This is a genomic window from Delftia sp. NA_296.1, from assembly GCF_052692095.1.
Genome location: NZ_JBQZGF010000004.1, coordinates 589428 through 602649 on the forward strand (window position 1 = coordinate 589428; position 13222 = coordinate 602649).

13 protein-coding genes are annotated in these 13222 nt (G+C 65.4%); 3 read left to right on the forward strand and 10 right to left on the reverse strand.

What is annotated here, in order from left to right; genetic code table 11:
* Positions 1-7: 7 nt before the first annotated feature.
* The 6 genes from fabG to ACUTR7_RS13630 all read right to left on the reverse strand — a co-directional run bounded on the left by fabG (position 8) and on the right by ACUTR7_RS13630 (position 4766).
* Positions 8-754: a 3-oxoacyl-ACP reductase FabG gene (gene fabG / locus ACUTR7_RS13605; protein ID WP_013800993.1), complete on the reverse strand. Its 747-nt coding sequence runs from the start codon at positions 752-754 to the stop codon at positions 8-10.
* Positions 751-1695, reverse strand: a complete 945-nt coding sequence (gene fabD, locus ACUTR7_RS13610; protein ID WP_043796600.1) for an ACP S-malonyltransferase — start codon at positions 1693-1695, stop codon at positions 751-753. Before fabD ends, fabG begins: the two co-directional genes overlap by 4 nt.
* 56 nt (positions 1696-1751) lie before the next feature.
* The gene (locus tag ACUTR7_RS13615; RefSeq protein ID WP_012207070.1) at positions 1752-2729 is read right to left on the reverse strand and encodes a beta-ketoacyl-ACP synthase III; all 978 of its coding nucleotides are present in this window, start codon (positions 2727-2729) and stop codon (positions 1752-1754) included.
* A 5-nt stretch (positions 2730-2734) separates the two neighbouring features.
* On the reverse strand, positions 2735-3775 hold the full coding sequence (gene plsX / locus ACUTR7_RS13620; protein ID WP_013800990.1) for a phosphate acyltransferase PlsX: 1041 nt from the start codon (positions 3773-3775) through the stop codon (positions 2735-2737).
* A gap of 113 nt (positions 3776-3888) precedes the next feature.
* The gene (gene rpmF / locus ACUTR7_RS13625) at positions 3889-4071 is read right to left on the reverse strand and encodes a 50S ribosomal protein L32 (RefSeq protein WP_012207072.1); all 183 of its coding nucleotides are present in this window, start codon (positions 4069-4071) and stop codon (positions 3889-3891) included.
* A 137-nt stretch (positions 4072-4208) separates the two neighbouring features.
* The gene (locus tag ACUTR7_RS13630) at positions 4209-4766 is read right to left on the reverse strand and encodes a YceD family protein (protein WP_192366257.1); all 558 of its coding nucleotides are present in this window, start codon (positions 4764-4766) and stop codon (positions 4209-4211) included.
* Positions 4767-4791: 25 nt separating this feature from the next.
* Between ACUTR7_RS13630 and ACUTR7_RS13635 the strand changes: the two genes are divergently transcribed.
* Together ACUTR7_RS13635 and ACUTR7_RS13640 are read left to right on the forward strand one after the other, a co-directional pair.
* A complete protein-coding gene (locus ACUTR7_RS13635; protein ID WP_013800988.1) occupies positions 4792-5412 on the forward strand; it encodes a Maf family nucleotide pyrophosphatase in 621 nt (206 codons plus the stop codon).
* Positions 5409-6200, forward strand: a complete 792-nt coding sequence (locus ACUTR7_RS13640) for an SAM-dependent methyltransferase (RefSeq protein ID WP_013800987.1) — start codon at positions 5409-5411, stop codon at positions 6198-6200. Before ACUTR7_RS13635 ends, ACUTR7_RS13640 begins: the two co-directional genes overlap by 4 nt.
* An 84-nt stretch (positions 6201-6284) precedes the next feature.
* Here ACUTR7_RS13640 and ACUTR7_RS13645 read toward each other — a convergent pair whose 3' ends face one another.
* The 4 genes from ACUTR7_RS13645 to ACUTR7_RS13660 are packed head-to-tail and all read right to left on the reverse strand — an operon-like array spanning position 6285 to position 9523.
* A complete protein-coding gene (locus ACUTR7_RS13645) occupies positions 6285-7331 on the reverse strand; it encodes a S49 family peptidase (RefSeq protein ID WP_012207076.1) in 1047 nt (348 codons plus the stop codon).
* A 1-nt stretch (position 7332) separates the two neighbouring features.
* Complete coding sequence (locus ACUTR7_RS13650; RefSeq protein WP_013800985.1) at positions 7333-7701, reverse strand: Rieske (2Fe-2S) protein; 369 nt, start codon at positions 7699-7701, stop codon at positions 7333-7335.
* Between the two features lie 49 nt (positions 7702-7750).
* Positions 7751-8437, reverse strand: coding sequence for an HAD family hydrolase (locus ACUTR7_RS13655; protein ID WP_012207078.1), 687 nt, complete (start codon positions 8435-8437; stop codon positions 7751-7753).
* 24 nt (positions 8438-8461) lie between these two features.
* Positions 8462-9523 (reverse strand): RluA family pseudouridine synthase, encoded by a 1062-nt coding sequence (locus ACUTR7_RS13660; protein WP_445609030.1) that lies wholly within the window; start codon positions 9521-9523, stop codon positions 8462-8464.
* Positions 9524-10058: 535 nt separating this feature from the next.
* Between ACUTR7_RS13660 and ACUTR7_RS13665 the strand changes: the two genes are divergently transcribed.
* A complete protein-coding gene (locus tag ACUTR7_RS13665) occupies positions 10059-13211 on the forward strand; it encodes an Rne/Rng family ribonuclease (RefSeq protein WP_445609015.1) in 3153 nt (1050 codons plus the stop codon).
* The last annotated feature ends 11 nt before the right edge of the window (positions 13212-13222 follow it).

A 13222-nucleotide genomic window follows, 5' to 3' on the forward strand; every position in this document is an offset into this window, starting at 1 on the left:
GCAGCACTTACATGTACATGCCGCCGTTGACGTGCAATTCCTGGCCGGTGACGTATCCCGCACCCGCAGATGCGAGGTAGGCCACGGCATGGGCGATGTCGCTGGGCTGGCCCAGATCGCCCATGGCGATCTGCGATTTGAGCGCGTTCTTCTGCTCTTCGGGCAGCTCCGCCGTCATGTCGGTGGCAATGAAGCCAGGCGCCACGCAGTTGACCGTGATGCCGCGGCTGCCCAGTTCACGGGCCAGCGCACGCGTCATGCCGGCAACGCCGGCCTTGGCGGCTGCATAGTTGGCCTGACCGGGGTTGCCGGAGGCGCCAACGACGCTGGTGATGTTGATGATGCGGCCAAAACGCTGCTTCATCATGGGCCGAATGGCCGTACGGCTGACTCGGAAAACCGCCTTGAGATTGGTGTCGATCACCGCATCCCAGTCGTCGTCCTTCATGCGCATGGCCAGGGTGTCGCGTGTGATACCGGCGTTGTTGACCAGCACATGCAGGCCGCCGTCATTCTTGACGATGCTGTCGATCAAGGCATCGACGGCCGCCCCATCCGTGACATTGAGGTTCACGCCGCGGCAGCCCTCATGGGCCGACAGGGCCTGGCCGATCTTTTCCGCGCCACCGTCGGTGGTGGCCGTGCCGATCACGCGGTAGCCGCGCGCTGCCAGCTCCTGGGCAATGGCAGCACCAATGCCACGCGAGGCACCCGTCACCAGGGCAACCTGGGGCTTGTTCTGGTTGTCAGTCATGCGAGGGATTCTTTCACGTCGGCCAGCGTGGCCGGATCATAGAGGGCAGCGGCCGTCAGGTCCGCGTCAATCCGCTTGGTCAGGCCCATGAGCACCTTGCCGGGACCGCACTCGACGAGATGCACGATGCCGCGCGCCTTCATGGCCTGAACGCATTCAACCCAGCGCACCGGGCCAAAGGCCTGGCGATACAGCGCATCGCGGATGGCGTCGGCGTCTTGCTCGACCGCCACGTCGATGTTGTTGAGCACGGGAATCTGCGGCGCAGCCAGCGCCGTGGCAGCCAGCGCCGCCTTGAGCTTTTCGGCCGCAGGCTTCATCAGGCTGGAATGGAACGGCGCCGACACGGGCAACGGCAGGGCACGCTTGGCGCCTGCGGCCTTGAGGGCTTCGCAGGCCTTTTCGACAGCAGCCTTGCTGCCGGCGATCACGGTCTGCGAAGGATCGTTGAAATTGACGGCTTCGACGACTTCAGCGCCACCCAGGGCAGCCGTGACCTCGGCGCAGCCTGCGCGCACCTTGTCGGCGTCCAGACCCAGGATGGCCGCCATGGCGCCCGTGCCCACGGGCACGGCCTCCTGCATGGCTGCAGCACGCAGGCGCACCAGCGGGGCAGCCTGGGCCAGCGTCAGCACGCCCGAGGCGACCAGGGCGGAATACTCGCCCAGCGAATGGCCTGCCACGACATCGGGCAGCGCGCCGCCTTCGGCCTGCCACACGCGCCAAGCGGCCACACCGGCCACCAGCATCACGGGCTGGGTGTTGGTGGTGAGCGCCAGGGCTTCCTTCGGTCCTTGCTGGATCAGCTGGCCGATGTTTTCACCCAGCGCCTCGGAGGCTTCGGCCAGCGTCTGCGCCACGACAGGATGGTCACCCCATCCGTCGAGCATGCCCACCGATTGCGAGCCCTGGCCAGGAAAGACGAATGCAAACTTCTTCATATTTTCAAAAATAAAAGCCGCGCCATGGGAGCCTGCCGACAGGCAGGCATCCCGCATCACATCTTGAGAAGCACCGCACCCCAGGTGAAGCCACCGCCCACGCCTTCCAGCAGCACGGTCTGCCCAGGCTTGACCTGGCCATTGCGCACGCCGTGGTCCAGCGCCAGCGGGATCGAGGCGGCCGAGGTATTGCCATGCTGGTCCACGGTCACCACCACCTTGTCCATGGACAGCTTGAGCTTGCGCGCCGTGCTTTGCATGATGCGGATGTTGGCCTGGTGAGGGATCAGCCAGTCGATATCGGCATCGGTGAGCCCGGCCTTGTCCAGCGTCGCGCGGGCGGCCTTTTCCAGCACGCCGACCGCCAGCTTGAACACGGCCTGTCCATCCATCTTCAGCAGCGGATCGCCGAGTACCTGGCCGCCGGATACATTGCCCGGCACGCAGAGGATGCCGACATGCTTGCCATCGGCATGCAGGTCGGACGCCAGGATCCCAGGCTGCTCGGACGCCTCCAGCACCACCGCGCCGGCGCCATCGCCGAACAGCACGCAGGTCGTGCGGTCGTTGAAATCAAGAATGCGGCTGAAGACTTCGGAACCCACCACCAGCGCGCGGCTTGCGGCGCCGGACTGGATCATGGCATCGGCCACCGTGAGAGCGTAGACAAAGCCGCTGCACACAGCCTGCACGTCAAAGGCCGCGCAGCCATTGGCGCCAAGCTTGTTCTGCAGGATGCAGGCAGTGGACGGGAAGACCATGTCGGGCGTCGAGGTGGCGACGATGATCAGGTCGATGTCCTGTGGCTGGCAGCCAGCGGCCTCCAGCGCCTTCTTCGACGCCTCCAGGGCCAGATCGCTGCTGGCCACGTCGGGCGCGGCAAAGTGACGGGCATGGATGCCGGTGCGCTCGACGATCCACTCGTCCGAGGTCTCTATGCCACGCTGGGCCAGTTCGGCAGCCAGATCGTGATTGGTGAGTCGGCGGGGTGGCAGGTAGCTGCCCGTGCCGGTGATGCGTGCGTAGCGTCTCATCTGTATTAGGGCGCCGACGGTCCCGATTCCGACTGCGCAGCCAGCAAAAGAGGCAGGGCTGCGGAGATGCGGGTACGGACACGGTCGAGCAGGTTGTTGCGGGCCGCATCATACGCGCGGTTCAGCGCGTGCTCGAAAGCCAAGGCATCGGCTGACCCATGGCTTTTGAACACCAGCCCACGAAGGCCCAGCAGCGCCGCACCGTTGTGACGCCGATGGTCCACGCGATTCATCAGCGCAGTTAGCACCGGATAGGCAACGATTGCAGCCATTTTGGTGAAGATGTTGCGCTTGAACTCCTGCTTGAGGGCATTGGAGATCATGGACGCCACCCCCTCGGAAGACTTGAGGGCCACGTTGCCCACAAAGCCGTCGCAGACCACGACCTGGGTCGTGCCCTTGAAGATATCGTTGCCTTCGACGTTTCCGTAGAAGTTCAGGTGACCGGCCTTGCCTGCCGCGCGCAACAGTTCGCCCGCACGCTTGATGACTTCACTGCCCTTGATCTGCTCTTCGCCGATATTGAGCAGGCCCACCGAAGGCGCCTCTTCGTTGTTCAGCGCAGACACCAGGGCCGAGCCCATGACGGCGAACTGCAGCAGATGCTCGGCCGAGCAATCCACGTTGGCACCCAGGTCCAGCACCGTGGTGGCACCACCCTTGGCATTGGGCAACTGGGGAGCGATGGCGGGGCGATCGATGCCATCCAGCGTCTTGAGCAGGTAGCGCGAGATGGCCATCAGCGCACCCGTATTCCCAGCTGACACGGCAGCAGCAGCCTGGCCATCCTTGACCTGCTGGATGGCGACGCGCATCGAGGAATCCTTCTTCCTGCGCAGCGCCACCTCGATCGGGTCATCCATGCCGACGACTTCCGAGGCCGGCACCACGCTGGCGCGCTCATGCGCAAAGCCAGCCAGCGCATCGGGCTGGCCGACCAGCAGCAGCCGGGCGTCGGAATGGGAATCGAGGAACTGGCGGCACGCCGCGAGCGTGACGCGGGGGCCGTGATCACCCCCCATGCAGTCAACGGCCAAAGTGATCATGAGCGACTGGCAAGCCTGTTGCAAGGCCTGGAAAGATAGGAACGGCCATCAGAAAAAACAAAAGCCCGCGCTACGAAAACTGTAGCCGCGGGCTCTGCGGGAACGGTCGAAGGTCAGGCTTCGGACTTGTTCTTCAGCACTTGACGGCCGCGGTACACGCCGTTGGGGCTGATGTGGTGACGCAGGTGGGTTTCACCGGTGGTGGGTTCCACGGCGATGCCAGGCACATTCAGTGCATTGTGCGAACGGTGCATACCGCGCTTGGAGGGGGACTTCTTGTTCTGCTGAACAGCCATGATGGCTCCTGTGTATCTGAAAAGGGTTGGTAAAAAACGCGATCAGCCCATTAAAGACACGAGGGGGTTTCGCGCGAAGCCCTTGATTATAGCGCAATCGCTTTTCCCGGCCTCGACCTTTTTTCCGGGCATCTCGATCAGTCTGCGGATTTGCCCACATCCAGGCCGCGAAGGACGGCGAACGGGTTGGGCTTGTCCTCGATGGCCTGCTCGAAGTCCGCGTCGCTGGACTGCAAGCTCACAGTCTCGGGGCAGACATCGTGACGCGGCACCACAGGCAGCTCCATGAGCAACTCGTCCTCGATGAGTTCGAGCAGATTGAACTCGCGGCTGAGCACCAGCAGGTCCTCATCGCTTTCATCGTCCTCGGACTCGGCTGTGGCTTCATCCGCAACAAAGCGAAAAGACCGATCAACCTGCAGGGTGATGGGCGCCAGGGCCAGGCAGCGCTGGCACACCATGGGCACGACGGCATCGGCCTGCAGATGCAGCCACACCTGACCGGGGCCACCGGTCTGCTCGACCAGCTCGCCGTCCGCCTGCCAGTGCACCTGGCCATGCGTGTCACCGGCATCCGGCTGCGCATCCTGGGCCAGACGCGGGAAGACTGACAGTGTTGTCTGGTCCTGAAGATGGCCCTGCGATTGCGCGAAAGCGCGAACATCGAGGCGGGCCGCAGAAAATTCCTTGCTCATGCGGGCAGTGTAAGAGAATCCGGGCATGCAAGCTCCCCACCCCGCCTTAGCCCAGGCTCCCGGCCTGGCGCGTCCCCTGATCCTTGGCTCCACCTCACGCTACCGCCGCGAACTCCTGGAGCGGCTGCGGCTGCCATTCCAGACCGTCTCCCCGGAAGTCGATGAAACACCTCTGGCCGGAGAGACACCGCACGCCCTTTCCCTGCGCCTGGCCCTGGCCAAGGCCCAGGCCGTGGCTGCGCTGCACCCCCGCGCCGTTGTCATCGGCTCCGACCAGGTGCCCGAGCTCGATGGCCTGCCGCTGTCCAAGCCCGGCAACCATGAACGCGCCACCGAACAGTTGCGCCAGATGAGCGGGCGCCAGATGAATTTCCACACTGCCGTGAGCGTGGTCTGCCAGGAAACCGGCTTTTCCGAGACCGACGTGGTGACGGTTCAGGTGCGCTTTCGCGATCTCAACGATGCGGAAATCGAGCGCTACCTGCGCGCCGAGCAGCCGTATGACTGCGCAGGCAGCGCCAAGAGCGAGGGCCTGGGCATTGCCCTGCTCGACGCCATCGTCAGCGACGACCCCACGGCACTGATCGGCCTTCCGCTGATCCGCACATGCCAGTTGCTGCGCGCCGCAGGAGCCGTGCTGCCATGAGCGATGCCATCACCAAGCCCCTGACAGGAACGCTCTACCTGGTGCCCGCGCCGCTGGACTTCGGCTGCGATGAGCAAACGCCGCTGACGCAGGTCCTGCCCGATGGGACACTGCGCACCGCTGCGCGGCTGACCCACTGGATCTGCGAAAACGCCAAGAGCACACGCGCCTATCTCAAGCGCATCGACGCGCTGCATGCACTGGCCCAGCCCTTGCAGACCCAGCAGATCACCGAACTGCCGCGCGAGGCCCACAAGAAGGGGGACCATGGCGACAAGGGTGCCGCCGTCTTTGACGCCAAGCCACTGCTCGCCCCCTTGCTGGCCGGACACGACATGGGACTGGTCAGCGAGGCCGGAATGCCCGCGGTGGCCGACCCCGGCAGCTCCATCGTGCGCGCCGCGCACGATTTGGGCATACGCGTCGTGCCGCTGATCGGACCCGTATCGCTGCTGCTGGCGCTGGCCGCCAGCGGGCTCAACGGACAGAACTATGCCTTTGTGGGCTACCTGCCCCAGGATGCCGGCGGACGGGTACAGCGCATCAAGGAGCTTGAAGCCCTGGCATTGCGCCAAGGCCAGACCCAGCAGTTCATCGAGACGCCCTACCGCAACGCCGCGCTTTGGCAAGCCCTGCTGCAGACGCTGCAACCCCATACCCGTTTGGCGTTGGCCTGCGGCCTGACACTGGAGAGCGCCCGCATCGAAAGCAGGCTGGTGCGCGAATGGCGCCAGCACAAGGAAGCGCCGGACAACCGCACGCCGGTGGTGTTCTCCATCGGCCGCTGAAGCCGCCCATCAGCGAAAAAGCCCGCCTTCGACAGGAAGGCGGGCTTTTCGTCTTGGCAGACCGAGCGGGAAACCCCGCAAGAATCAGCGCAGAGCCGGGAGGCTGGAACGCAGTGCCTGCACCGCACCGCCGCCAAAAGCCGCGCCGAAACGCTTGGCCAGGCGCTCGGCCACGTTGTCGCGGCGCGTGTAATCCACCACCTCTTCCGCCTTGACCACTTCACGGGCCACATAGTCAAGACTGCCCAGCTTGTCGGCCAGGCCCATCTCCACCGCCTGCTGGCCGGTCCAGAACAGGCCGCTGAAAGTCTCGGGCGTCTCATGCAGGCGGTCACCACGGCCAGCCTTGACCACGTTGATGAACTGCGAGTGGATCTGGCCCAGCATCTTGTGGGCATGTTCGCGCTGCCCTTCGGACATGGGGCTGAACGGGTCCAGGAAACCCTTGTTCTCGCCAGCCGTCAGCAGGCGGCGTTCCACGCCGAGCTTTTCCATGGCACCGGTGAAGCCAAAGCCATCCATGAGCACGCCGATGCTGCCCACGATGCTGGCCTTGTCCACAAAGATCTCATCGGCGGCGGCGGCAATGTAGTAGGCGGCCGAAGCGCAGGTCTCTTCCACCACGGCATACAGGGGCTTGTCGTACTTGCCCTTGAGCCGCACGATTTCGTCATTGATGATGCCGGCCTGCACAGGGCTGCCGCCCGGCGAGTTGATCAGCAGCACCACGGCGCGCGAGCCCGAATCCTCGAAGGCACTGCGCATGGCGGCCACCACGAACTCCGCGCTGGCGTCGGCACCTGCGGCGATCTCGCCCTTGACCTCGACCACGGCCGTGTGCGGGGAGGAACTGGTCGTGGTCGCCGTGTCCTTGGCAAACAGCACCCACAGCACCACGAGGATGAGCGCCGTCCACAGCAGGCGGCCAAACAGGCGCCAGCGGCGCGAGGCACGCTGCTCGTTGATGGTGGCGAAGACCAGCTTTTCCAGCACCTCCCGCTCCCAGCCGCTCGATGCCGCCGTGCGCGCATCGGCAGCCGCCGTGGCGGGCGTGGCCCGGGCCCACAGGTCCGCCCCCGGGGATGGGTGCGATGCGGAGCCAGGATTTTCCGGAGGTATGGGGGAAGTCATGTCAGAACTCGACGGGTTTCAGGTTATCGGCAGTATGCCAGTGCACCACCCCCGCGCTTTCGCTCAGGGAGATTTTCACAAGGCCGCCACGGCAGGGCCCGCCAGCGCAGGCGCCGCTGTCAGGCGCGTAGGCCGCTCCATGGGTTGCGCACAGCAGCCAGCGTCCGGTGTCATCGAAAAAGCGGTCCGGCTGGTAGTCCATCTCCATGGCCACATGGGTGCAGCGATTCAGATAGGCATGCACCTGTCCCTCGAAGCGGATGGCGAATGCGCGGCAGGCATGACCCGCGTAGACCACGTCGAAAGGCACGGCATTCGCCCCTTCCTGCAGGGCATCGCTGGCGCACAGAACGATGCGTTCAACGGTCAACGGCACACCTCACGAGCATGAATCCACGCGCTGACGCGGGCATGACGACTCAGCCATGGGCCAACAGCCACTGATGCAAATCCGCAACACTCTGCGCCACATGCAACGGCTTCAGCACGCCAAAGCCGTCGGTGGGATGCGCGCCATAGCCCACGCCCACGCTGGCACAGCCTGCATTGCGGGCCAGTTCCAGGTCGTGCGTGGTGTCGCCGATCATCAGCACCCGCGAAGGGTCCGCACCAAACTCGGCCATCAGCTCCTGCAGCATCAGCGGATTCGGCTTGCCGGCGGTCTCGTCCGCCGTGCGCGAGCTGTCGAACATGCCGCGCAACTGCGGGTCCTGCAGCGCATCGTTCAGACCACGGCGGCTCTTGCCCGTGGCCACGGCCAGCAGGTGCCCTCGCTCGCGCAGCGCCGCCAGCATGGGCAGCACGCCGGCGAACAGGCTGATGTCGTCCTGATGCTTGATGAAATGGTGGCGATAGCGGTTGCCCAGCTCGGGGTATTTTTCGGGCGGCACATCGGGAGCTGCACGCGCCAATGCGGGCATCAGCGCCATGCCGATCACATAGGACGCCGCCTCATCGCTGGGAGGCGTGCCCCCCACATCGGCCACGGCCGCCTGAATGCACTTGACGATCACCGCGGTGGAATCCGACAGCGTCCCATCCCAGTCGAAGGCAATGAGATCGAAGCGGCGCGCACGGTGCATCTCGGAAGAACCAGGATTTGTCATATCTACAAGGAGTCAGAGCCAGCGTCAGCCGGCGAAACGGGCCAGTTCTTCGGGAAGCTCGGCGCGCAGCTCCACCCGCTCGCCACTGGCCGGGTGGGTGAACTGTAGCCGCCATGCGTGCAGGAACATGCGTTTGAGACCCTGTTTCTGCAGGCGTCGGTTCAGGTCGAAGTCGCCATATTTGTCATCGCCCGCAATCGGGTGCCCCTGGCTGGACAGGTGCACGCGGATCTGGTGCGTGCGCCCGGTCTTGATGGTCACCTCCAGCAGGCTCATCGCCGGCAGCCCCAGCAGTGGCTGGGGCGCCAGCGTGCTGCGAACGCGCACCAGCGTGACGGAGCGCATGCCGTCAGGATCATCGGCCGTGGTCACCCGCACGCGGCGTTCGCCGTCGGCCTGCAGGTATTTGTGCAGCGGCAGATCAATCACCTTGTGGTTGGCCGGCCAGGTGCCCTGGACCAGGGCCAGGTAGGTCTTGCCGGTCTCGCGCTCGCGGAACTGGTCCTGCAGATGCGTCAGCGCCGAGCGCTTCTTGGCCACCAGCAAGATGCCGGATGTCTCTCGGTCTAGCCGATGCACCAGCTCCAGAAAACGGCTTTGCGGCCGCGCCTGGCGCAGTTGCTCGATGACACCAAAACTCACACCCGAGCCGCCATGCACGGCCACACCGGCGGGCTTGTCGATGGCGATCAGGTGCTCGTCTTCCAGCAGACCGGGGAAATCCCTGGCTGGCGCTGGCCGCTCGGCCTTTTCGGCGACTTTTTCGGAAATGCGCACGGGCGGTATGCGGACGATATCGCCGGTAGAAACGCGGGTTTCCGCACTGACGCGCCCTTTGTTGATGCGCACTTCTCCACTGCGGATGATGCGATAGACATGGGTCTTGGGAACGCCCTTGAGATGGCGTATGAGAAAGTTGTCCAACCGCTGTCCGGCCGAATCGTCATCGACTTCGATCAGCCGCACTGCGGCAGTGGCTGCGTTCAGGGAACGGTCGTCTGCCGGTTTGCCCTCTATAATGTGTTTCACCTGTGCCGAACTATTTATAAGTGGTTGATTCTCATGGAGTTTAGTCCAAACAACCATTTCCCCGCACAGGCAGGTCGATGCCATCCGGTGTCATGCACGCGAAACAGCAGGAAAAGATGGCCTGCGAAGTTCGTCGTTGCATCGGTTGTGGCTGACGAATTGAAACACTGATACGGAATCTCAAGCTGGCAGAAGGGGTCGGACCCGGCGTCCACCGCTGCCAGCGGATCAAAAGCGAGCATGTGGATCTTTTGGGCATGGATGGTCACGCTGTGGAGCAGGAAAACGCCTGCGCCCAGGATCATTGCCGCCCCCAAGCCTCCCGCCTGCCCCGCACGTGCAGCAGCTTCGCTTGAAGCTGGACGGCGTGCCTCTCTCATCGCTCTCGTCCCCCTGCCCTTGCCCCCATTGCTGACTTGAGCCAGGTCTCAAGCATCAGGGCATCCGGCGATTCCTTTCGTTTCGACGCGTCAGTCCGGCATCTCGGCTCCCTCGCGAGCCTGTCTTTGATTACAAGTCAAAGGCGTGACGGTCTGGCAGCAGAAGCTGCACTCCGGCGCGCCCCAGAGAAAACGAATAAAGGAAACGCATCATGAAACGGATGCTCATCAACGCCACGCAGTCGGAAGAACGTCGCCTTGCCATCGTCGATGGCCAGAAGCTGCTCGACTACGAAATCGAAATCGAAGGGCGCGAGCAGCGCAAGGGCAACATCTACAAGGCCGTGGTCACGCGCGTGGAGCCCAGCCTCGAGGCCTGCTTCGTCGATTACGGCGAGGACCGCCACGGCTTCCTGCCCTTCAAGGAAATCTCCAAGCAGTATTTCGCCGAAGGCGTCTCCCCCAGCCAGGCCCGCATCAACGAAGTCATCCGCGAAGGCCAGGAACTGATCGTCCAGGTCGAGAAGGAAGAGCGCGGCAACAAGGGCGCGGCCCTGACCACCTTCATCTCGCTGGCCGGCCGCTACGTGGTGCTGATGCCCAACAACCCGCGCGGCGGTGGCGTCTCGCGCCGCATCGAGGGCGAGGACCGTGCCGAACTCAAGGAGGCGATGGACCAGCTTGAGTACCCCAAGGGCATGTCCATCATTGCGCGCACCGCCGGCATCGGCCGCACCGCGCCCGAGCTGCAGTGGGACCTGAACTACCTGCTCAAGCTGTGGAACGCCATCGACGGCGCCGCCAAGTCGGCCAAGGGCGCCTTCCTGATCTACCAGGAATCGAGCCTGGTGATCCGCGCCATCCGCGACTACTTCAACGGCGACATCGGCGACATCCTCATCGACACCGACGACATCTACGAGCAGGCGCAGCAGTTCATGCAGCACGTCATGCCCGAGCATGCCGCCCGCGTCAAACGCTACCGTGACGACGCCCCGCTGTTCAGCCGCTTCCAGATCGAGCACCAGATCGAATCGGCCTACGCACGCACCGTGACCCTGCCCTCGGGCGGCGCCATCGTCATCGACCACACCGAAGCGCTGGTCTCCATCGACGTGAACTCGGCCCGCGCCATCAAGGGCGGCGACATCGAGGAAACCGCCACCCGCACCAACCTGGAAGCCGCCGACGAAGTCGCGCGCCAGATGCGCCTGCGTGACCTGGGCGGCCTGATCGTCATCGACTTCATCGACATGGAGGAGAGCAAGAACCGCCGCGAGGTCGAGAACCGCCTGCGCGACGCGCTGCGCCAGGACCGTGCCCGCGTGCAGTTCGGCACCATCAGCAAGTTCGGCCTCATGGAGATGAGCCGCCAGCGCCTCAAGCCGGCCCTGTCCGAAGGCGCGCACATCAACTGCCCACGCTGCGGTGGCTCCGGCCACGTGCGTGACACGGAAAGCTCGGCGCTGCAGATCCTGCGCATCATCCAGGAAGAGTCCATGAAGGACAACACGGCCGCCGTGCACTGCCAGGTGCCCGTGGAAGTGGCCAGCTTCCTGCTCAACGAAAAGCGCGGCGAGATCACCAAGATCGAACTCAAGCAGCGCGTCAACGTGATCATGGTTCCCAACAAGTCCATGGACACGCCGCACTACAAGCTCGAGCGCCTCAAGCACGACGACGTGCGCCTGGAAAGCATGGAAGCCAGCTACAAGCTGGCCGAGGAGCTGGACGCGGAAACCACGGTGACGCGCCGCTCGCAGGAGCCCACCAACAAGCAGACGCCCATGATCAAGGGCGTGCTGCCCGACATGCCGGCCCCCATCGCCGAGCCCCGTCCCGAAGGCAGCCGCAACCGCCCGGCCAACGGCCAGCAGCGCGATGCCAAGCCTGCGGCAACCGCTGCAGCGCCCGCACCGGCCGTCGCCCCCGTCGTGGTCCGCGAGCAAGGCTTCTTTGCCTGGCTCAAGAGCCTGTTCGGCTTTAGCGCGGCACCTGCGCCGGTCGCAGCGCCCGCTCCGGCCGCCGAAGCCCCCGCTCGCGAAGCACGCCGTGACGGCCGCAACGACAACCGTGGCCGCCGCAACGAACGCAATGGTGAGCGTGGCGAGCGCTCGGAGCGCAATGGCGAGCGCGCTGGCGCCCCCAATGCCGAACGCCAGGCAGGCAACGGTGACCGCAACCGCCGCAATGCCGAGCGTGGTGAGCGCACTGAACGCGGTGAACGCCCGGAGCGTGGAGAGCGCCCGGATCGTGGCGAGCGCCCGGATCGTGGCGAGCGCGGTGAGCGCGCCGACCGCGGCGAACGCCGTGGCCGTGGTGAACGCAGCCGTGACGGTGAAAGCCGCCAGCCGCTGGAAGCCGTGAACGGCGTGGCCGCTGTCGCTGCAGATGGCAGCACCATCGAGCAGCGTCCCGAGCGCGCCCCGCGTGGCGAGCGCCAGGAGCGCGGTGAAGGCCGCCGCGAACGTGGCGAGCGCGGTGAACGTGGTGAACGCGCCGAACGCAGCGAGCGCCAGCCCCGCCAGTTCGAAGTCGCTCCCGAGGCCGAAGAGAACCTGGACAACCAGGCCCAGCAACAGGACCCGTCCCTGGACAACGCTGCCCCCGCCTCCGGCGAAGAGCAGCCGCGCCAGCGCCGTTCGCGCGACCGCTATGGCCGTGACCGCCGCGAGCGTGGCGATCGCGGTGACCGTGCAGAGCGCGCACCGCGCGAAGCGGAGGGCGAAGCCGTCCAATCCTTCGAAGCCGCCGCTCCCGAGCAGGACCAGCCTGCCCGCCGCAGCTACTTCAACGCAGCCAGCCCTGCCGCCGAAGCCCAGGCTCCTGAAGCCATGGCCGAAGCGCAAGTGCCTGCGCAGCCCGCAGCAGCTGCAGCAGCCCAAGCGGTGCAGCAACCCGTCGCGGCCCCCGTGCCCGAGCAGCAGGTTGCCGCTCCCGCGCCCGTGGCTGCGGTGACCCCCGCGCCGGTCGCACCCGCCCCCGTGGTGGCACCCGTGGCAGCACCTGCACCCCTGGCCGCTCCTGCCGCAGTGGCAGTCGCGCCCGCAGCAGCCAAGGCCGTTGAAGCAACCGCCGAACGCGGCCTGCCCAAGGTCCAGGCCTACCAGTTGCCCATGTCCGAGCTGCAGGCGCTGGCCGCCGCTTCGGGCCTGCAATGGGTGGGCTCCGATGCCGACAAGGTGGCGGCAGCCCAGGCAGCCATCGCCGCCGAACCGCAGCCCGAGCGCGTCGTGCGCGAGCGCCCGCCCGTGGTCGCTCTGGATGACGGCCCGCTGATCCTCGTGGAAACACGCAAGGACCTCAGCGAGCTGCAACTGCCGTTCGAGCAGCAGCCGCAGCCACAGGGCGCGGCCCAGGTCTGACCACAGACAGT